Origin of the sequence: Klebsiella sp. RCJ4, assembly GCF_009025755.1 — a bacterium.
GTDB classification, from domain to species: Bacteria; Pseudomonadota; Gammaproteobacteria; order Enterobacterales; family Enterobacteriaceae; genus Klebsiella; species Klebsiella michiganensis.
Genome location: NZ_WCIN01000042.1, coordinates 1 through 20,058, shown reverse-complemented (window position 1 = coordinate 20,058; position 20,058 = coordinate 1). Strand labels below are relative to the sequence as shown.

Sequence of the window (20,058 nt, the reverse complement as noted above, 5' to 3'; positions counted from 1 at the left end):
AAACAAAAACGGCGTATTGTCAGGCAATACGCCGTTTTACCGACTTAACGGGTACCGTAGACGACGATAGTTTTACCGTGCGCGGAGATCAGATTTTGATCTTCCAGCATTTTCAGGATGCGGCCAACGGTCTCGCGGGAGCATCCGACGATCTGACCAATTTCCTGGCGGGTAATTTTAATTTGCATACCGTCCGGGTGGGTCATCGCATCCGGCTGTTTAGCCAGGTTCAGCAGCGTCTGAGCGATACGACCGGTAACGTCAAGGAAGGCGAGGTTGCCGACTTTCTCAGACGTGACCTGCAGACGACGAGCCATCTGCGAAGAGAGACGCATCAGGATGTCCGGGTTAACCTGGATCAGCTGACGGAACTTTTTGTAGGAGATTTCGGCCACTTCACATGCGGTTTTCGCACGTACCCAAGCGCTACGCTCCTGGCCTTCTTCAAACAAGCCTAATTCACCGATGAAATCGCCCTGATTAAGGTAAGAGAGGATCATCTCTTTACCTTCTTCATCCTTGATGAGTACAGCCACGGAGCCTTTAACGATGTAGTACAACGTTTCTGCTTTCTCACCCTGGTGGATCAGCGTGCTCTTTGATGGGTACTTATGAATGTGGCAATGAGACAAGAACCATTCAAGGGTAGGGTCTGTTTGCGGTTTGCCAAGCACCATGCGCGGTTATCCTCTGTTATAAGCTATCTCCGGGTGCCGACACTACACGGCATCCGGGCATGCAATCGTATTGAATCCCTATACCTGGGAATCCGGCTGAAAGTTTTCTGCAGCCTGTAATGTGAACTCCTCTGCATACATGCAGTACATCAATGTATTACTGTAGCATCCAGATTGTTTTAGCATAGCTTTCGCCGCATGTCTCCTGGTGTCTCGCTTCAGCATGACCCAGGTCGCCTTCCGTTGCGAGAATTGTTATGTACGCGTAATCTGTCAGGAAAATTACAGCCCTGGAGTTAAATTTATGCAAGCGCGAGTGAAGTGGGTTGAAGGGTTAACCTTCATCGGTGAGTCGGCTTCTGGCCACCAGATTCTGATGGACGGCAATTCCGGGGATAAAGCGCCCAGCCCAATGGAAATGGTACTGATGGCGGCAGGCGGATGCAGCGCGATTGATGTGGTTTCCATATTGCAGAAGGGCCGCCAGAACGTCACCAACTGCGAAGTTAAGCTGACCTCGGAGCGCCGCGAAGAGGCGCCGCGTCTGTTTACCCATATCAATCTGCATTTTATCGTGACCGGTAAAGAACTGAAGGACGCTGCCGTGTCTCGCGCGGTCGACCTGTCGGCGGAAAAGTATTGTTCCGTCGCGCTGATGCTTGAGAAAGCGGTAAACATTACCCACTCTTATGAAGTGATCGAAGGGTAAGCCGAACGCGCCCCGGCCGGCAATCGCGCCACCGGGGTTCTGGCTACTCGCTGATTTTCCGGCCTTCCATCAGCCGCTCAACCAGCGGCGCCATAATCAGTTCCATCGCCAGCCCCATTTTCCCGCCCGGTACCACCAGGGTATTCATATGCGAAATAAACGAGCCCTGCAGCATCGCCAGGAGCCAGGGGAAATCGATATTTTTTAGATTACGGAAATGGATAACGACAAAGCTTTCATCCAGTGAAGGGATGGCTTTGGCCGCAAACGGGTTGGACGTATCCACCGTCGGTACGCGCTGAAAGTTGAGGTGGGTGCGTGAAAACTGCGGGGTGATAAAGTTGATGTAATCTTCCATCGAGCGGACCACGGAATCCATGACCGCCTCACGAGAGTGTCCGCGCTCGCTGGTGTCGCGGATAAGCTTCTGGATCCACTCAAGATTGACGATGGGCACCACGCCGACCAGCAGGTCGACATGGTTTGCTACGTTATGCTGCGGCGTCACGACGCCGCCGTGCAGGCCTTCATAAAACAGGACGTCAGTCGGTTCCGGCAGCGGCTGCCAGGGCGTGAAGGTCCCCGGAACCTGATTCCACGGCACGGCCTCGTCATAGGTATGTAAATATTTGCGCGACTGGCCTTTGCCGCTTTGCCCATATTCGGCGAACGTGTGTTCCAGCAGGCCGAAGTCGTTAGCCTCGGGGCCAAAGTAGCTGATATGTTTGCCCTGATCGCGCGCTTTACGGATCGCCATGTCCATTTCCGGACGGGTATAGCGGTGAAAGCTATCGCCTTCAACTTCGGCGGCGTGCAGATTAAGCTGGGCGAAAATTTTGCGAAAGGCGAGGCTGGTGGTCGTGGTTCCCGCGCCGCTGGAGCCCGTGACGGCAATCACCGGATGTTTGGCAGACATAACAACTCCCAGAGTAAACGATAGTGTGTGCCGCCTTAGCCGTGAAACTGCTTGCGGGGCATGATATTCACCGTTTCGTGCAGTTCTGACCACACCAGCACGGCTTCTCCGCTTTTCAACTGCTGTTTAACATCCGCGACTTTATCCGTCAGCGAACGTTCATGTTCACCATAATCGGTGCCTTCACGTAATACAAAACTTTCGATCAGGTTATCCAGCGTTTCGGGATCGAGATCTTGCCAGGGAATGATCATATTTGCGCTCCTAGCCAACGGGTTAGCCAATCCGGGATGCGTTTTTCAAGCCACATTTCAGGCTTACGCAGCGTGCCGCCGACGAAGCCAACGTGCCCGCCGTGCTCCGTGAGCTGATATTCGACATTCGCCGGCAGCTGCTCCTGCGGGGGAATCGAGTGGTGATCCATAAAGGGATCGTCCTTCGCGTGAATAATCAGCGTGGGCTTAGTGATATCGCTCAGGCGCGGCATGGCGCTACACTGGCGATAGTAGTCCAGCGCATCGGCAAAACCGTGGATCCTGGCCGTAATGCAATCGTCAAACTCGCGGATACGGCGCATGCTTTTTAGCTGGCGTAAATCGACGGGCAGAGAGCCGGGATAGGCTTTTAGCTTACGCGCGGCGTTGGCTTTCAGCAGGTTGAGCAGGTAGCGCTGATAAACGCGGGAGAAACCTTTGTCCATATGATAGCTACAGGCTTCCAGCATAAACGGCGCCGATACGATAACCGCGCCATCAACGGGAATAGCGTCGCCTTCTTTTGCCAGCAGGCAGCCCAGCATATTGCCCCCGAGCGAATATCCCACCGCGGCGGTGGGGACCGTGCCGTACTCGCGCTGGAGCCAGCGCAGAAACCAGGAGCCGTCTTCCGTTTCGCCCGAGTGGTAGATGCGGTTATTCCGGTTGGGTTCGCCGCTACAGCCGCGAAAGTGCATTACCACGCCCAGCCAGCCGCGCTGCATTGCCGCATGGATAAGTCCGTGTGCGTAAGGGCTGTGTAGGCTCCCCTCCAGGCCATGAAATACCACCAGACGAGGTTTATGGCGCGCCTGAGAAGGGTCTTCACTCCATGCCAGATCGACAAAATCGCCGTCCGGCAATTCCAGACGCTGCCAGTGGGGAGTAAAGCGGAGTTTGCGACGGATTAGCCGCGGCAACATGGTTTGCAAATGACGATTGCCTACGCCGCGCATCGGATGAAACTGCTGCGAGTCGTCTTCAGGGGGCGTCATTTCTGTAGGAGTGATATCAACCATAGCACCAGAGCAATAAATAATCTTTATAACATACTATACCGCGCATGAAGTGCGCAGGTTAGCCCATATGTGGCCTTGCGGCTAATCGGTCAGCAGGTTACGTGAAAAGAGATGAAAATCGACGCCGGGTTTACGCCGCCATAGCCGCGCTTTCCGCGCGCCGGTTGCCGCTGTTTCACCGGTCTCTTCAAACATTCCGGAGGCTTCGAAGCGGCGAATCAGGCTTTTGCGTTGAATCGGCTGACCAAGGATGATTTCCGTGGCTTCCAGCAGCTGACCATGGGTAAAGGTCTCCGGCAGACAGTAAACCGGCAGTAAAGAGTACATCGTTTTTTGGCGTAAGCGATGCAGACCGGCGTCAATAATCTTTTGATGATCGAAAGCCAGCGAATAGCTATCCAGCTGCGCCACCGGCACCCAGCGGGCATCGCTGACGCTGGCGATATGCGGCTGACACTCTACCCACGAGATTAACGCAAACCAGGCGATAGTCAGGCTCCAGCCGCGCGGATCGCGATCCGGCCCGGAGAAGGTGTCGAGCTGCTCCAGCCATGACGGTGAAATCCCGGTTTTTTCCGTGAGCTTACGTAGCGCCGTGGCGCGGGTTGAATCATCGTGCGCCAGATCGATAAAGCCGCCGGGTAGCCCCCACGCCCCCTGCTGCGGTGGATTAGCGCGCTCAACCAGCAGAACGCACAGCGCCCCTTCATGCAGGGTAAACAGGACGCTGTCGACGGTCACCAGCGGCGAGGGAAAGCGGCTGGCATCGTATTGGCTGAGGTATTCGGCATCGTTGGTCATAGAGCGCTCGCAGCGGAAAAGAACGCTGACAAGTGTACCAGCCCCTTCCTGTGCAGCAAGCCTCCATTTTTATTATTGTTTTTCAATTGATTAGTCAAAATCTCCGCTTAAATGACATTTAACGCTTGCACAATATGTGTCTTAGAGACATTATTAATTGTGTCTTAGGGACACAATATAATGAGCGGAGGTCATCATGAGCGAAAAATTTACCCTGGAACTGGATGATGAAGCGTTTACGCTTGCCAGCGGCGTCTTTCCCGATGGCGCTGTGTGGCTGAAGGTGACCGATCCACTACCGCCTTCCGCCCGTCTGATGCGCATCCGGGCGGTTGCTCTGCGCGACATGAACGATTTTATGCTACTGGCGCAGCTGGTGGAGGCCGTGCGTCATGTTACCGACGTGACGTTTAGCCATCTGGAACTGCCGTGGCTGCCGTGGGCGCGTCAGGATCGTCATATGGTGCCGGGAGACAGCTTTGCGCTGAAGGTCTTTGCCCGGCAGCTTAATACTCTTGGCTTTGACAAAGTCGTGGTGCTTGACCCGCACAGCGATGCCGCAGCGGCGGCAGTCAATAATATGGTCGCGGTGGCTCAACAGCACTGTCTTCTGCAGAGCGCCGGTCTGCGTCAGGCTATTGCTGCCGGGGAGCTGATGCTGGTGGCGCCGGATGCCGGCGCGCTAAAGAAGATTCATCCTGTGGCTAAAGCCTGCGGTGCCGGAGAGTTCGCGATCCTCGGTAAAGAGCGTGACCTTGCCAGCGGCGCGTTAACCGGTTTTTCCCTGCTGGCCGGTGATGTCGCGGGTAAAGCAGTGCTTATTGTTGACGACCTCTGCGACGCAGGCGGCACCTTTATCGGCTCGGCGCAGGTGCTGCGCGAGGCGGGCGCCCGCAGCGTGAGTCTGTACGTCACCCACGGTATTTTTTCCAAAGGCGTAGAGCATCTGTTGAATAACGGCATCGATGCCGTTTACGCCACCACTTCTTTGACTTCTCCTGCCCTGGCTCATCCGCAGCTGGAGCTTATCGATATTGACGCCATCTACCGCGCACATTGGGGATAACATGATGAAAATAAATCCGATTCTGGCCATCGATGGTTATAAAGTTTCCCATCGCGTGCAGTATCCACAGGGGACAACGAAGGTCTACTCTAACTTTACCCCGCGCAGCGATCGTTTTTTCCAGTCGCCGCAGGCCGATGGCAAGCTGGTATTTTTCGGCCTGCAGGGCTTTCTGCAGTGGTTCCTGGTCGATCTGTTTAACGACGCGTTTTTCGCCCGCCCGGAAGAGGAGGTCGTGAACGAGTATAAGCAGGTGATGGACGGCTATCTGGGGCGCGATACGGTTGGGGTGGAGCCTATTCGCGCTCTGCATCGGCTTGGCTATTTACCGCTGCATATCAAAGCGCTGGATGAAGGCACCAAGGTGCCGATGAAAGTACCGGTGCTGACCATCACCAATACGCAACCTGAGTTCTTCTGGCTGGTGAACTATCTGGAGACGGTGCTTTCGGCGGAGCTGTGGAAAGCGTCAACCAACGCGACCATCGCCCACCACTATCGCCTGATTTGCGAACGCTGGGCGGAGAAAACCTGTAGCGATCTGACGCACCTTGATTTCCAATGTCACGACTTTTCGTTTCGGGGAATGTCCGGACTGCACGACACTGCGCAGTCGGGCTGCGGACATCTGGCCAGCTTCAAAGGGACCGATAGCCTGCCTTCGCTGCTGTATGCCCGTGATTATTACACTCGCGGTGAAGATGAGCTCATCGGCGCCAGCATTCCGGCTACGGAACACAGCGTGATGTGTATGGGCGAGCGCGAGCGGGAAATTGAAACCTTTCGCCGGCTGATTACCGAAGTCCACCCGCATGGTTTCGTCTCTATCGTCTCGGATACCTGGGACTACTGGCAGGTGCTGACCGAATACACCCGCGAGCTGCAGGCAATAATTATGCAGCGTCAGGGGCGCGTGGTATTCCGTCCGGACAGCGGTGATCCGGTGGCGATTCTGTGCGGAACCGCAGCTGACGACGACACCCGCAGCGAGCGCAGCGCCGAGGAGAAAGGCTCCGTGGAGATTCTGTGGGAAATTTTTGGCGGCACTATCAACGAAAAAGGATACAAGGTGCTGGATCCGCATGTCGGCCTGATTTACGGCGATTCCATTACTCTCGCCAGAGCGGATGAGATCCTGCGTCGCCTGGAAGCGAAAGGTTTTGCCAGCGCTAACGTGGTGTTCGGCGTGGGTTCATTTACCTACCAGTACAACACCCGCGATACCTTCGGCTTCGCGATGAAGGCAACCTGGGGGGAGGTGAACGGCGAGGGAAGAGCCCTCTTTAAGGAGCCGAAAACCGATAATGGTCTTAAACGTTCGGCGCGTGGTCTGCTGCGCGTGGAACGCGACGCCTTGGGGGAACTGCAGCTGTACGATGGGCAAACGCTGGAACAGGAGCTGCAGGGCGAGTTAAAAACGCGCTTTCTGGATGGCAAGCTGTACGGCTATGCCTCGCTGTCGCAGATCCGCGCCCGGCTGGCGGCGCAGCGCTAAGCCACTGTGCGGAGGACGAAAAAAGGCGGGTTAGCCCGCCTTCACGTATGGCATATTGTCGCTAGCCTTCCTGCAGCATCTGCTCCAGCTGCTCCTGGGCATCCAGCCAGGCCATTTCACACTCTTCCAGCCCGGACTTCGCGCTGGCCTGCTGCTGTAGACACGCGGTGAGCTCGGCTTTGCGGCTTTGATCGTACAATTCGCTGTCGCCCAGCTTCTCTTCCGCCTGCGCCAGCTGCGCGTTGAACTTCTCCATCTCTTTTTCCAGTCGGGCGATCTCTTTGCGCAGCGGCTGGGTCAGCGTACGCAGCTCGGCTTCCCGGCGTTTCTGATCTTTACGCGCCTGGGCGCTGTTGCCGTTTTCCTTTGGATCTTCCGATGTCTGGCTTTCCTGCTTTTGCGAGTCGCTCAGCCACTGCTGATAGTCTTCAAGATCGCCATCGAAAGGTTCGACTTTGCTGTCGTGCACCAGATAAAGGTCATCGGTGGTGGAGCGAATCAGATGACGGTCGTGCGAAACCACCACCAGCGCGCCCTCAAAATCAATGAGCGCTTCGGTTAGCGCCTGGCGCATATCGAGATCGAGGTGGTTGGTGGGTTCATCAAGCAGCAGCAGGTTAGGCCGCTGCCAGACGATTAACGCCAGCACCAGGCGCGCTTTCTCGCCGCCGGAGAAACGCTTTGTCTCTTCGTTGACTTTATCGCTCTGGAAGCCGAAACCGCCCAGATAGTCGCGCAGCTTCTGCTCCAGCTCCTGCGGCGCAATACGGGCAAGATGCTGCAGCGGGGATTCGTCGGCGCGCAGGAACTCCAGCTGATGCTGGGCAAAGTAGCCAAGCTTGATGCCTTTCGCCAGACCAATTTCACCCTGCAGCGGCTGTAGCTCGCCGGCCAGCAGTTTTATCAGCGTCGATTTACCGGCCCCGTTGCGCCCCAGCAGACCGATGCGCGAACCGGGAACCAGATTCAGCTTGATTGAGTCGAGAATCACGCGCTCGCCATAACCGGCGCTGACCTTTTCCATTTTCAATAGGGGATTGGGCAGGCTTTCCGGCGCGCGGAAGCTAAAGTGAAACGGGTTATCAACGTGGGCAGGGGCGATGAGCTCCATACGCTCGAGCATTTTGATACGGCTTTGCGCCTGTTTAGCTTTGGTGGCTTTAGCGCGAAAACGGTCGATGTAGCTCTGCAAATGCGCGACGCGCAGCTGCTGGCTCTCATACATCGACTGTTGCTGCGCAAGACGGGTCGCGCGCTGCACTTCAAATGAGCTGTAGTTGCCGGTGTACTCGAACATCGTTTGCTGTTCGATATGGATAATTTTGTCGACGATCGGATCGAGAAAATCGCGATCGTGGGAGATCAGTATCAGGGTCCCCGGGTAGCCTTTGAGCCACTTCTCCAGCCAGATGACCGCGTCGAGATCGAGGTGGTTCGTCGGTTCATCAAGCAGCAGCAGATCGGAACGGCAAATCAGCGCCTGCGCGAGGTTGAGACGCATACGCCAGCCGCCGGAAAAGTCGCTCACCGGTCTTTCAAGCTGTTCGTTGCTGAAACCGAGCCCGTGGAGCAGGCTGGCCGCACGCGAGCGGATGGTCCAGGCGTCGATGGCGTCCAGCTTACCGTGGACCGTCGCGATGGCATGGCCGTCATTACGTTCGTTGGCTTCGTGCAGGTCCGCCTCCAGCTTGCGGAATTCGCGATCGCCATCAATAACATAGTCAATAGCCGGCTGCGCAAGCGCAGGTGTTTCCTGATTAACCCAGGCCAGCTGCCAGCTGCCGGGGAAGGTCATTGAGCCGCCGTCGGCGCTAATCTCGTTTTTCAAAAGCGAAAGCAGCGTGGATTTACCGCAGCCGTTTTTACCCACCAGGCCGACTTTTTGCCCTGGGTTGATGGTGGCGGTAGCGTTGTCCAGCAGGACGCGTACGCCGCGACGAATTTGTAAGGAGGAGAAAACAATCATAAGGCGCCGTATGTTCTGACTATGTTAATTTGTCATTATGATAATGTAGTGTCGAGCGAATCGCTCAACCGGGCCGCAATGGTAGCCCAAAATGAAGATGATACACAAAGTCATTCTGGTTGCGTCGGGACGCAGCCGCTGCACAGGCCGCCAGAAGACGTTCGGGAGGGGAAAGATGTCTCAGACAGCGAAAGTTTTGCTGCTGTATGCCCACCCAGAATCTCAGGATTCCGTGGCCAACCGGGTTTTGCTTGAACCGGCCTTACAGTTGTCGAATGTGACCGTGCACGATCTCTACGCGCACTATCCGGATTTTTTTATCGATATCGCCTGCGAGCAGGATCTCCTGCGCCAGCATGAGGTGATTGTTTTCCAGCATCCGCTCTATACCTGGAGCTGCCCGGCGCTGATGAAAGAGTGGCTGGACAGGGTGCTCAGCCGCGGCTTTGCCAGCGGGGCGGGAGGGAATCAGCTGGCGGGAAAGTACTGGCGTAGCGTCATTACTACCGGCGAGCCGGAGAGCGCCTACCGGCGCGATGCCCATCGTTATCCGATGAATGATATCCTCCGCCCTTTCGAACTGACTGCCGGTATGTGCCGCATGCACTGGATGAGCCCGATTATCGTCTACTGGGCGCGTCGGCAATCACCCGACGATCTGAAAAGCCGCGCTCGCGCCTACCGCGATTGGCTGGCTAACCCTGTAACGGCGGGAGGTCCAAATGGCGGGAGCTGATTTACTGCTGGCCGGGGTGTTATTTCTGTTTGCCGCCGTAGTGGCGGTGCCGCTGGCCGCGAGGCTGGGTATTGGTGCCGTGCTCGGGTATCTGCTGGCCGGTATCGCCATCGGCCCCTGGGGATTAGGCTTCATCAGCGATGTGGATGAAATTCTTCACTTCTCAGAATTAGGCGTCGTCTTTCTGATGTTTATCATCGGACTGGAGTTGAATCCGTCCAAGCTGTGGCGGCTGAGAAGCTCCATTTTCGGCGTCGGGGCCGCTCAGGTCGCCTTCAGCGCGCTGATACTTGGCGGTTTGCTCATGCTTAGCGACTTCTCATGGCGCGCTGCGGTGGTTGGCGGAATTGGGCTGGCGATGTCTTCCACCGCGATGGCGCTGCAGCTGATGCGGGAGAAAGGCATGAGCCGCAGCGAGTCCGGGCAGCTGGGCTTCTCCGTACTGCTGTTTCAGGATCTGGCCGTGATCCCGGCCCTGGCGCTGGTTCCCCTGCTCGCAGGGTCAGGTGACGACCATTTTAACTGGCTCACCATCGGGATGAAGGTGCTGGCCTTCGGCGGAATGCTGGTTGGCGGTCGTTATCTGCTGAGGCCGGTATTTCGGTTTATCGCCGGATCCGGCGTGCGGGAGGTCTTCACCGCGGCGACGCTACTGCTGGTTCTCGGATCGGCGTTGTTTATGGATGCGCTCGGTTTGTCGATGGCGCTGGGGACCTTTATCGCCGGCGTCCTGCTGGCAGAGAGCGAGTATCGCCACGAGCTGGAAATCGCCATTGAGCCGTTTAAAGGGCTTCTCCTCGGGCTGTTCTTTATTTCCGTTGGCATGGCGCTGAACCTTGGGGTGCTCTATACCCATTTACTGTGGGTTGTGGCCAGCGTCGCGATACTGGTGACGGTAAAAGGTCTCGTCCTGTATCTTCTGGCACGGGTTTATGGCCTGCGCAGCTCTGAACGGGTGCAGTTTGCCGGCGTGCTGAGCCAGGGGGGAGAGTTTGCCTTTGTGCTGTTCTCACTCCCCGCTTCGCTTCGCCTGTTTCAAAACGATCAGATGGCCCTGCTGCTGGTGACGGTGACATTATCGATGATGACCACGCCGCTGCTGATGAAGCTCATCGATAAAGTCCTTTCGCGGCGATTGAACCAACCTGAAGAGGAGGGCGAGGCTCCGTGGGTTGAAGATGACAAACCGCAGGTGATCATCGTTGGTTTTGGGCGTTTCGGCCAGGTGATTGGCCGTCTGCTGATGGCGAACAAAATGCGTATTACGGTACTGGAGCGCGATATCAGCGCGGTCAATCTGATGCGTAAATATGGCTATAAAGTTTATTTTGGCGATGCGACGCAGCTGGAGCTCCTGCGCTCGGCGGGAGCCGAAGACGCGCAGTCGATCGTTATCACCTGCAACGAGCCGGAAGATACCATGAAGCTGGTGGAGATGTGTCAACAACACTTTCCACATCTCCATATTCTGGCGCGAGCGCGGGGACGCGTTGAGGCCCATGAGTTGCTGCAGGCGGGAGTGGCGCAGTTTTCCCGCGAAACCTTCTCCAGCGCGCTGGAGCTAGGACGAAAAGCGCTTATCTCGCTCGGCATGCATCCCCATCAGGCGCAGCGCGCCCAGCTGCATTTTCGGCGCCTCGATATGCGGATGCTGCGTGAGTTAATGCCGGTGCATAGTGATACCCTGCAGATATCCCGCGTGCGGGAAGCCAGACGCGAGCTGGAGGAGATTTTTCAGCGCGAGATGCAAAAAGAGAGCAGGCAGTTAGACGGCTGGGATGAATTTGAATAAAGGTAAATGATATGGCTGTGCGTAAACGTTTTATCGCCGGTGCGAAATGCCCGGCGTGCCAGGCCCAGGATTCGCTGGCGATGTGGCGTGAGAATAATGTCGATATTGTTGAGTGCGTTAAGTGCGGTCATCAGATGCGTGAGGCGGATAAAGAGGTCCGTGAGCATGTTCGCAAAGAAGAGCAAGTGATAGGCATTTTTCATCCGGACTAGCGTTATCTATCGGCTTTTTTTAAGCTAGAGGGTACACGGGTGCAGAATTCCGCTACAATCTGCGCCACTATTCTTCCCATGCTCAGGAGATATCATGAAAGTAGCAAAAGACCTGGTGGTCAGCCTGGCCTATCAGGTACGTACAGAAGACGGTGTGTTGGTTGATGAGTCTCCGGTAAGCGCGCCGCTTGACTACCTGCATGGTCACGGTTCCCTGATTTCCGGCCTGGAAAACGCGCTGGACGGCCACGACGTTGGCGACAAATTTGACGTCGAAGTCGGCGCTAACGACGCATACGGTCAGTACGACGAAAACCTGGTTCAGCGCGTTCCTAAAGACGTATTTATGGGCGTTGATGAACTGCAGGTTGGCATGCGCTTCCTGGCGGAAACCGATCAGGGTCCGGTACCGGTAGAAATAACCGAAGTAGGTGACGAACACGTTGTTGTTGACGGTAACCACATGCTGGCTGGTCAGAATCTGAAGTTCAACGTTGAAGTTGTCGCGATTCGCGAAGCAACGGCGGAAGAGCTGGAGCATGGTCATGTACACGGTGCTCACGGGCACGATCATGGCCACGACCACGATCATGATGGTTGCTGCGGTGGCCACGGCCATGACCATGACCACGAACATGGCAAAGGCGGCTGCGGCGGCAACGGCGGCTGCGGCTGCCACTAATTCCGCTGCGCTCGCGTCGCGGAATAGAAAAAAGCGGGGAAACCCGCTTTTTTTACGTCTTAATAGTGCGGCGGGGGCGTTTCTTCCGCCTGTGAAGCCATATGCGAAGGCTGAGTGGCTTTCAGTTTTTCGACCATCAGGCGCATATGTTCGCGCATCCTCGCCATTTCTATCTCGTGGGCGGTGACGGTCTTGTTGAGGTCTTCAATAGTGATTTCCTGAAACGCCAGTCTGCTCTCCAGCTCCGCAAGGCGAGTCTCTAAAGTGCTATTGTGCATGAGTAACCTCTTCTGTCTTATCCTGCGGGCGGATTCTACTGAAGTTTCAGCATCCGCGCAGCATCGTTACGTCTGACAGGAAACTAATTTATACAAAAATAGTCCTAAATGAGGCGATATTCAGGTACGTCTGTATGTTGATTTGTTCTGCAACGTTCTATAGTACGTTTTTTGTTTTTTACGATAACCCTGGGGTGAGATGCCCCGGCCCTGGAGAAATGGATGAAATCACTGTTTAAAGTAACGCTGCTGGCGACCACTATGGCCATCGCCCTGAATGCACCGCTGAGCTTCGCTGCTGAGACTACAGCGAAAGCGGCACCCGCAACGGACAGCAAATCGGCATTTAAAAATGACGATCAGAAATCTGCTTATGCGCTGGGTGCATCGCTGGGACGTTACATGGAAAACTCCCTGAAAGAACAAGAAAAGCTGGGCATCAAATTAGATAAAGATCAGCTGATCGCCGGCGTTCAGGACGCTTTTGCTGATAAGAGCAAACTGTCCGATCAGGAGATCGAACAGACTCTGCAGACGTTTGAAACACGTGTAAAAACTGCTGCTCAGCAGAAAATGGAAAAAGACGCCGCTGAGAATGAAGCAAAAGGCAAAGCTTACCGTGACGCCTTTGCCAAAGAGAAAGGCGTGAAAACGTCTAAATCTGGCCTGCTCTACAAAGTCGAGAAAGCGGGTACCGGCGAAACGCCGAAAGACAGCGATACCGTTGTCGTCAACTACAAAGGTACGCTGATCGACGGTAAAGAGTTTGATAACTCTTATACCCGCGGCGAGCCGCTTTCCTTCCGCCTGGACGGCGTGATCCCGGGCTGGACCGAAGGCCTGAAGAACATCAAGAAAGGCGGTAAAATCCAGCTGGTCATTCCACCGGATCTGGCTTACGGCAAAACTGGCGTACCGGGTATCCCGGCAAACTCTACTCTGGTATTTGATGTAGAGCTGCTGGATATTAAACCGGCGCCGAAAGCGGACGCCAAGCCTGAAGCCGCTGCTGAAGCGCCAGCCGCTGACGCTAAGAAGTAATCGGTTTTAAGCCGCCGCCTCCAGGGGCGGCGGTTTTTTTATTGCGGGCAGATATAATTAAAACTGGAAAGAACCTCAGGCGCTGTATTACTTTAGATAGATTAATAATGATGATGAGCCTGCCCTGACGATAACGACAGGCTCCTGAAAAGGAGTGCTTTTTTTCATGTCCAGGTCGCTTTTAACCAACGAGACCAGTGAGCTTGATTTGCTGGATCAACGTCCTTTTGACCAGACCGACTTCGATATCCTTAAATCCTATGAAGCGGTAGTGGACGGGTTAGCGATGCTCATCGGTTCCCACTGTGAAATCGTATTGCACTCATTGCAGGACTTAAAATGTTCCGCTATTCGTATCGCCAACGGTGAACACACCGGCCGTCAAATCGGCTCGCCAATTACCGACCTTGCGCTGCGCATGCTGCACGATATGACTGGAGCCGATAGCAGCGTTTCCAAATGCTATTTTACTCGCGCCAAAAGCGGTGTGCTGATGAAATCGGTCACTATCGCTATCCGCAACCGTGACCATCGGGTCATTGGCCTGCTGTGCATCAACATGAACCTTGATGTCCCTTTCTCACAAATCATGAGCACCTTTATTCCGCCGGAAACGACGGAGGTGAATTCCCAGGTCAACTTTGCTTCATCGGTTGACGATCTGGTGGCCCAGACGCTTGAGTTCACGATTGAAGAGGTGAACGCTGACCGTAACGTTTCTAACAACGCTAAAAATCGGCAGATCGTCCTGAACCTCTATGAGAAGGGGATTTTTGATATCAAAGATGCCATCAATCAGGTGGCCGATCGGCTGAATATCTCTAAGCACACGGTATATCTCTACATTCGTCAGTTCAAAAGTGGAGATTTCCAGGGGCTGGATAAGTAATGCGCTTTGCCATTACGGTAACGGGGCCCGCTTATGGTACCCAGCAGGCCAGCAGCGCACTACAGTTTGCCCGCGCCGTTTTGCAGGAAGGCCACGAGTTGCTCAGCATCTTTTTCTATCGTGAAGGCGTCTATAACGCGAATCAGCTCACGGCGCCCGCCAGCGACGAATTTGATCTGGTTCGGGCCTGGCAGACGCTGCATGACGAACACGCCGTTTCCTTGCATATCTGTGTAGCCGCAGCGTTACGCCGTGGAATCACTGATGAACAGGAAGCCCGGCAGCTGAATTTGCCTGGGTATAATTTGCAGCCGGGCTTTACCTTGAGCGGATTGGGCGCGCTGGCGGAAGCCGCGTTAACCTGCGATCGCATGGTGCAGTTCTGATGAAGCGCGTAGCCTTTGTTTTTTCGTCTGCGCCTCATGGTTCAGCGTCGGGCAGGGAAGGGCTGGACGCCCTGCTGGCAACCTCCGCGCTGACGGAAGAGATCGGCGTTTTCTTCGTGGGCGATGGCGTCTTTCAGCTTCTTCCCGGGCAGCGCCCCGCAGCGGTGCTGGCGCGCGACTATATCTCCACCTTTAAGCTCTTATCGCTATACGATATCGAACAGTGCTGGATTTGCGCTGCTTCAGCACGGGAGCGCGGTCTGAATTCTGCCACGCCGTGGGTTGTTGATGGCGAATGGCTGGAGCCAGAGGCTTTGCGCGCCCGGCTTGACGATTTTAACGTGATACTGCGGTTCTGAGGCTCGAATGCTCCACACGCTAAGCACATCTCCCTGGCACGCCGATATGGCGGCTATGCTCCGTTTGCTAAAAGAGGGCGACGATCTTCTGCTGCTGTCGGACGGCGTTATCGCCGCTCTCGCGGAAGGCCGTTTCCTTGAAATCCTGCAATCTGCCCCCATATCCCTCTACGCTCTGCAAGAAGATATCGAAGCCCGCGGGCTGGCTGGTCAAATTGCGGACAGTGTCGTCAGGGTTAGCTATACTGATTTCGTCAGACTTTCAGTCAAACATGCAGGTCAGTTGTCCTGGTAATGGCGGGATCGTTGTATATTTCTTGACACCTTTTCGGCACCGCCCTAAAATTCTGCGTCCTCATATTATATGAGGCGATTTATTACGTGTTTACGAAGCAAAAGCTAAAACCAGGAGCTATTTAATGGCAACAATTAACCAGCTGGTACGCAAACCACGCGCGCGCAAAGTTGCAAAGAGCAACGTGCCGGCGCTGGAAGCCTGCCCGCAGAAACGTGGCGTATGTACTCGTGTATATACCACCACTCCTAAGAAACCGAACTCCGCACTGCGTAAAGTTTGCCGTGTGCGTCTGACTAACGGTTTCGAAGTCACCTCCTACATCGGTGGTGAAGGTCACAACCTGCAGGAGCACTCCGTGATCCTGATCCGTGGCGGTCGTGTTAAAGACCTTCCGGGTGTTCGTTACCACACCGTTCGTGGTGCGCTTGACTGCTCCGGCGTTAAAGACCGTAAGCAAGCTCGCTCCAAGTATGGCGTGAAGCGTCCTAAGGCTTAATGGTTCTCCGTTAAGTAAGGCCAAACGTTTTATATTAATGTCAAACTAAACTCTTAGAGTTTTGGACAATCCTGAATTAACAACGGAGTATTTCCATGCCACGTCGTCGCGTCATTGGTCAGCGTAAAATCCTGCCGGATCCTAAGTTCGGATCAGAACTGCTGGCTAAATTTGTAAATATCCTGATGGTAGATGGTAAAAAATCTACTGCAGAAGCAATCGTATACAGCGCGCTGGAGACCCTGGCTCAGCGCTCTGGTAAAAATGAACTGGAAGCTTTCGAAGTCGCTCTCGACAACGTGCGCCCGACTGTAGAAGTTAAGTCTCGCCGCGTTGGTGGTTCTACTTATCAGGTTCCAGTTGAAGTCCGTCCGGTTCGTCGTAATGCTCTGGCAATGCGTTGGATCGTTGAAGCTGCTCGTAAACGTGGTGATAAATCCATGGCTCTGCGTCTGGCGAACGAACTTTCTGATGCTGCAGACAACAAAGGTACTGCAGTTAAGAAACGTGAAGACGTTCACCGTATGGCAGAAGCCAACAAGGCGTTCGCACACTACCGTTGGTAATCCCTTCGGAGTATTAGTCACCAGGCGGGCGCTTCAGATAAGTCGCCCGTTTTGGATAACTTAACTGAACGCCTAAAGAAATAAACGAGGAATCAAATGGCTCGTACAACACCCATCGCACGCTACCGTAACATCGGTATCAGTGCGCACATCGACGCCGGTAAAACTACTACTACCGAACGTATTCTGTTCTACACCGGTGTAAACCACAAAATCGGTGAAGTTCATGACGGCGCTGCCACCATGGACTGGATGGAACAGGAGCAGGAGCGTGGTATTACTATCACCTCCGCAGCGACTACTGCATTCTGGTCAGGTATGGCTAAGCAGTATGAACCGCATCGCGTAAACATCATCGACACCCCGGGGCACGTTGACTTCACCATCGAAGTAGAACGTTCCATGCGTGTGCTTGATGGTGCAGTAATGGTTTACTGCGCAGTTGGTGGTGTTCAGCCTCAGTCTGAAACCGTATGGCGTCAGGCAAACAAATACAAAGTTCCGCGCATTGCGTTCGTTAACAAAATGGACCGTATGGGTGCGAACTTCCTGAAAGTTGTTGGTCAGATCAAAACCCGTCTGGGCGCGAACCCTGTTCCGCTGCAGCTGGCGATTGGCGCTGAAGAAGCGTTCACCGGTGTTGTTGACCTGGTGAAAATGAAAGCCATCAACTGGAACGAAGAAGACGCAGGTGTAACCTTCACTTACGAAGATATCCCGGCAGACATGCAGGAACTGGCCGAAGAATGGCACCAGAACCTGATCGAGTCCGCTGCTGAAGCTTCTGAAGAGCTGATGGAGAAATACCTGGGTGGTGAAGAACTGACTGAAGAAGAGATTAAAACTGCTCTCCGTCAGCGCGTTCTGAACAACGAAATCATCCTGGTAACCTGTGGTTCTGCGTTCAAGAACAAAGGTGTTCAGGCGATGCTGGATGCGGTAGTTGACTACCTGCCATCCCCGGTTGACGTACCTGCGATCAACGGTATCCTGGACGATGGTAAAGATACTCCGGCTGAGCGTCACGCTAGCGATGATGAGCCGTTTGCTGCTCTGGCATTCAAAATCGCTACCGACCCGTTCGTGGGTAACCTGACCTTCTTCCGCGTATACTCTGGTGTGGTTAACTCTGGTGATACCATCCTGAACTCCGTGAAAGCTGCACGTGAGCGTTTCGGTCGTATCGTACAGATGCACGCTAACAAACGTGAAGAGATCAAAGAAGTTCGCGCGGGCGATATCGCTGCTGCTATCGGTCTGAAAGACGTAACTACGGGTGACACTCTGTGCGATCCTAATGCGCCGATCATTCTGGAGCGTATGGAATTCCCTGAGCCGGTAATCTCTATCGCTGTTGAACCGAAAACCAAAGCTGACCAGGAAAAAATGGGTCTGGCTCTGGGCCGTCTGGCTAAAGAAGACCCGTCTTTCCGCGTATGGACTGACGAAGAATCTAACCAGACCATCATCGCCGGTATGGGTGAGCTGCACCTCGACATCATCGTTGACCGTATGAAGCGTGAATTCAACGTTGAAGCGAACGTCGGTAAACCTCAGGTTGCTTACCGCGAAGCGATTCGCGCGAAAGTTACCGATATCGAAGGTAAACACGCTAAACAGTCTGGTGGTCGCGGTCAGTACGGTCACGTCGTTATCGACATGTACCCACTGGAGCCGGGCTCTAACCCGAAAGGTTATGAGTTCATCAACGACATCAAAGGTGGTGTAATTCCTGGCGAATACATCCCGGCCGTTGATAAAGGCATCCAGGAGCAGCTGAAAGCAGGTCCTCTGGCTGGTTATCCGGTAGTTGATCTGGGCGTGCGTCTGCACTTCGGTTCTTACCACGACGTTGACTCCTCTGAACTGGCGTTTAAACTGGCCGCTTCTATTGCCTTTAAAGATGGCTTTAAGAAAGCGAAACCAGTTCTGCTTGAGCCGATCATGAAGGTTGAAGTAGAAACTCCGGAAGAGAACACTGGTGACGTTATCGGTGACCTTAGCCGTCGTCGCGGTATGCTGCGCGGTCAGGAATCCAACGTGACTGGCGTTGTGATCCACGCTGAAGTTCCGCTGTCTGAAATGTTCGGATATGCAACTCAGCTGCGTTCTCTGACCAAAGGTCGTGCTTCTTACTCCATGGAGTTCCTGAAGTATGATGATGCGCCGAACAACGTTGCTCAGGCCGTAATCGAAGCCCGTGGTAAATAAGCCGCAGGGTTAAAACCAAAGTCCCGTGCTCTCTCCAGTAGGGGAGAGCACTATAGTAAGGAATATAGCCGTGTCTAAAGAAAAATTTGAACGTACAAAACCGCACGTCAACGTCGGTACTATCGGCCACGTTGACCATGGTAAAACTACTCTGACCGCTGCAATCACTACCGTTCTGGCTAAAACCTACGGTGGTTCTGCTCGCGCATTCGACCAGATCGATAACGCGCCGGAAGAAAAAGCTCGTGGTATCACCATCAACACTTCTCACGTTGAATATGACACCCCGACTCGCCACTACGCGCACGTAGACTGCCCGGGCCACGCCGACTATGTTAAAAACATGATCACCGGTGCTGCGCAGATGGACGGCGCGATCCTGGTTGTTGCTGCGACTGACGGCCCGATGCCGCAGACTCGTGAGCACATCCTGCTGGGTCGTCAGGTAGGCGTTCCGTACATCATCGTGTTCCTGAACAAATGCGACATGGTTGATGACGAAGAGCTGCTGGAACTGGTTGAAATGGAAGTTCGTGAACTTCTGTCTCAGTACGATTTCCCGGGCGACGACACTCCGATCGTTCGCGGTTCCGCTCTGAAAGCGCTGGAAGGCGACGCAGACTGGGAAGCGAAAATCATCGAACTGGCTGGCTACCTGGATTCTTACATCCCGGAACCAGAGCGTGCGATTGACAAGCCGTTCCTGCTGCCGATCGAAGACGTATTCTCCATCTCCGGTCGTGGTACCGTTGTTACCGGTCGTGTAGAGCGCGGTATCATCAAAGTTGGCGAAGAAGTTGAAATCGTTGGTATCAAAGAGACTGCGAAGTCTACCTGTACTGGCGTTGAAATGTTCCGCAAACTGCTGGACGAAGGCCGTGCTGGTGAGAACGTTGGTGTTCTGCTGCGTGGTATCAAACGTGAAGAAATCGAACGTGGTCAGGTACTGGCTAAGCCGGGTTCTATCAAGCCGCACACCAAGTTCGAATCTGAAGTGTACATTCTGTCCAAAGACGAAGGCGGCCGTCATACTCCGTTCTTCAAAGGCTACCGTCCGCAGTTCTACTTCCGTACAACTGACGTGACTGGCACCATCGAACTGCCGGAAGGCGTAGAGATGGTAATGCCGGGCGACAACATCAAAATGGTTGTTACCCTGATCCACCCGATCGCGATGGACGACGGTCTGCGTTTCGCAATCCGTGAAGG

At 54.5% G+C, this 20,058-nt stretch carries 23 protein-coding genes; 16 read left to right on the top strand and 7 right to left on the bottom strand.

Annotation, left to right across the window (positions count from 1 at the left end):
- Positions 1 to 44: 44 nt before the first annotated feature.
- A complete protein-coding gene (gene crp, locus F8562_RS20955; protein WP_000242758.1) occupies positions 45 to 677 on the bottom strand; it encodes a cAMP-activated global transcriptional regulator CRP in 633 nt (210 codons plus the stop codon).
- A 304-nt stretch (positions 678 to 981) separates the two neighbouring features.
- Between crp and F8562_RS20950 the strand changes: the two genes are divergently transcribed.
- Positions 982 to 1,386, top strand: a complete 405-nt coding sequence (locus tag F8562_RS20950) for an OsmC family protein (protein ID WP_004854875.1) — start codon at positions 982 to 984, stop codon at positions 1,384 to 1,386.
- A 43-nt stretch (positions 1,387 to 1,429) separates the two neighbouring features.
- Here the strand turns inward: F8562_RS20950 and F8562_RS20945 are convergent, their stop codons facing one another.
- From F8562_RS20945 to F8562_RS20930, 4 genes are all read right to left on the bottom strand, one after another.
- Positions 1,430 to 2,302: a phosphoribulokinase gene (locus F8562_RS20945; RefSeq protein WP_004854874.1), complete on the bottom strand. Its 873-nt coding sequence runs from the start codon at positions 2,300 to 2,302 to the stop codon at positions 1,430 to 1,432.
- 35 nt (positions 2,303 to 2,337) lie between these two features.
- Positions 2,338 to 2,556 carry a YheU family protein gene (locus F8562_RS20940; RefSeq protein WP_004125965.1) on the bottom strand — a complete coding sequence of 73 codons (219 nt, stop codon included), beginning with the start codon at positions 2,554 to 2,556 and terminating at the stop codon, positions 2,338 to 2,340.
- Positions 2,553 to 3,512: a hydrolase gene (locus tag F8562_RS20935; protein ID WP_232393365.1), complete on the bottom strand. Its 960-nt coding sequence runs from the start codon at positions 3,510 to 3,512 to the stop codon at positions 2,553 to 2,555. The genes F8562_RS20940 and F8562_RS20935 overlap by 4 nt, the downstream gene beginning before the upstream one ends.
- 144 nt (positions 3,513 to 3,656) lie before the next feature.
- A complete protein-coding gene (locus F8562_RS20930; RefSeq protein WP_014227046.1) occupies positions 3,657 to 4,376 on the bottom strand; it encodes an NUDIX hydrolase in 720 nt (239 codons plus the stop codon).
- 196 nt (positions 4,377 to 4,572) lie between these two features.
- Between F8562_RS20930 and prs the strand changes: the two genes are divergently transcribed.
- Positions 4,573 to 5,442 carry a ribose-phosphate diphosphokinase gene (gene prs / locus F8562_RS20925; protein WP_014839673.1) on the top strand — a complete coding sequence of 290 codons (870 nt, stop codon included), beginning with the start codon at positions 4,573 to 4,575 and terminating at the stop codon, positions 5,440 to 5,442.
- A 4-nt stretch (positions 5,443 to 5,446) separates the two neighbouring features.
- Complete coding sequence (locus F8562_RS20920) at positions 5,447 to 6,937, top strand: nicotinate phosphoribosyltransferase (RefSeq protein ID WP_042934420.1); 1,491 nt, start codon at positions 5,447 to 5,449, stop codon at positions 6,935 to 6,937.
- A gap of 61 nt (positions 6,938 to 6,998) precedes the next feature.
- Here the strand turns inward: F8562_RS20920 and F8562_RS20915 are convergent, their stop codons facing one another.
- Entirely contained in the window at positions 6,999 to 8,903 is a 1,905-nt protein-coding gene (locus tag F8562_RS20915) for an ABC transporter ATP-binding protein (protein WP_014839671.1), read from the bottom strand.
- Positions 8,904 to 9,078: 175 nt separating this feature from the next.
- Here F8562_RS20915 and kefG point away from each other — a divergent pair, with 175 nt between their 5' ends.
- From kefG to slyD, 4 genes are all read left to right on the top strand, one after another.
- The gene (gene kefG, locus F8562_RS20910; RefSeq protein ID WP_004854856.1) at positions 9,079 to 9,639 is read left to right on the top strand and encodes a glutathione-regulated potassium-efflux system ancillary protein KefG; all 561 of its coding nucleotides are present in this window, start codon (positions 9,079 to 9,081) and stop codon (positions 9,637 to 9,639) included.
- A complete protein-coding gene (gene kefB, locus F8562_RS20905) occupies positions 9,626 to 11,431 on the top strand; it encodes a glutathione-regulated potassium-efflux system protein KefB (RefSeq protein ID WP_014227043.1) in 1,806 nt (601 codons plus the stop codon). The genes kefG and kefB overlap by 14 nt, the downstream gene beginning before the upstream one ends.
- A gap of 11 nt (positions 11,432 to 11,442) precedes the next feature.
- Positions 11,443 to 11,643 carry a YheV family putative zinc ribbon protein gene (locus F8562_RS20900; protein WP_004106389.1) on the top strand — a complete coding sequence of 67 codons (201 nt, stop codon included), beginning with the start codon at positions 11,443 to 11,445 and terminating at the stop codon, positions 11,641 to 11,643.
- 94 nt (positions 11,644 to 11,737) lie between these two features.
- Positions 11,738 to 12,325 carry a peptidylprolyl isomerase gene (gene slyD / locus F8562_RS20895; protein ID WP_014227042.1) on the top strand — a complete coding sequence of 196 codons (588 nt, stop codon included), beginning with the start codon at positions 11,738 to 11,740 and terminating at the stop codon, positions 12,323 to 12,325.
- A gap of 59 nt (positions 12,326 to 12,384) precedes the next feature.
- Here slyD and F8562_RS20890 read toward each other — a convergent pair whose 3' ends face one another.
- Positions 12,385 to 12,603, bottom strand: a complete 219-nt coding sequence (locus tag F8562_RS20890; protein WP_014227041.1) for a protein SlyX — start codon at positions 12,601 to 12,603, stop codon at positions 12,385 to 12,387.
- Between the two features lie 222 nt (positions 12,604 to 12,825).
- Here F8562_RS20890 and fkpA point away from each other — a divergent pair, with 222 nt between their 5' ends.
- The 9 genes from fkpA to tuf all read left to right on the top strand — a co-directional run.
- Positions 12,826 to 13,644: an FKBP-type peptidyl-prolyl cis-trans isomerase gene (gene fkpA, locus F8562_RS20885; RefSeq protein WP_014839670.1), complete on the top strand. Its 819-nt coding sequence runs from the start codon at positions 12,826 to 12,828 to the stop codon at positions 13,642 to 13,644.
- A 166-nt stretch (positions 13,645 to 13,810) separates the two neighbouring features.
- A complete protein-coding gene (locus F8562_RS20880; protein WP_004106380.1) occupies positions 13,811 to 14,533 on the top strand; it encodes a transcriptional regulator in 723 nt (240 codons plus the stop codon).
- The gene (tusD, locus tag F8562_RS20875) at positions 14,533 to 14,919 is read left to right on the top strand and encodes a sulfurtransferase complex subunit TusD (RefSeq protein ID WP_004854840.1); all 387 of its coding nucleotides are present in this window, start codon (positions 14,533 to 14,535) and stop codon (positions 14,917 to 14,919) included. Before F8562_RS20880 ends, tusD begins: the two co-directional genes overlap by 1 nt.
- On the top strand, positions 14,919 to 15,278 hold the full coding sequence (gene tusC, locus F8562_RS20870; RefSeq protein WP_004854839.1) for a sulfurtransferase complex subunit TusC: 360 nt from the start codon (positions 14,919 to 14,921) through the stop codon (positions 15,276 to 15,278). The genes tusD and tusC overlap by 1 nt, the downstream gene beginning before the upstream one ends.
- Positions 15,279 to 15,285: 7 nt before the next feature.
- A complete protein-coding gene (gene tusB, locus F8562_RS20865) occupies positions 15,286 to 15,573 on the top strand; it encodes a sulfurtransferase complex subunit TusB (protein WP_025107828.1) in 288 nt (95 codons plus the stop codon).
- A 124-nt stretch (positions 15,574 to 15,697) separates the two neighbouring features.
- A complete protein-coding gene (gene rpsL / locus F8562_RS20860; protein WP_002920115.1) occupies positions 15,698 to 16,072 on the top strand; it encodes a 30S ribosomal protein S12 in 375 nt (124 codons plus the stop codon).
- Between the two features lie 95 nt (positions 16,073 to 16,167).
- Positions 16,168 to 16,638, top strand: a complete 471-nt coding sequence (rpsG, locus tag F8562_RS20855) for a 30S ribosomal protein S7 (RefSeq protein WP_004106370.1) — start codon at positions 16,168 to 16,170, stop codon at positions 16,636 to 16,638.
- A 96-nt stretch (positions 16,639 to 16,734) separates the two neighbouring features.
- Positions 16,735 to 18,849 (top strand): elongation factor G, encoded by a 2,115-nt coding sequence (gene fusA / locus F8562_RS20850; RefSeq protein WP_004115957.1) that lies wholly within the window; start codon positions 16,735 to 16,737, stop codon positions 18,847 to 18,849.
- Between the two features lie 70 nt (positions 18,850 to 18,919).
- On the top strand, positions 18,920 to 20,058 hold a 1,139-nt coding region (tuf, locus tag F8562_RS20845; RefSeq protein ID WP_049077760.1), incomplete at its 3' end, for an elongation factor Tu.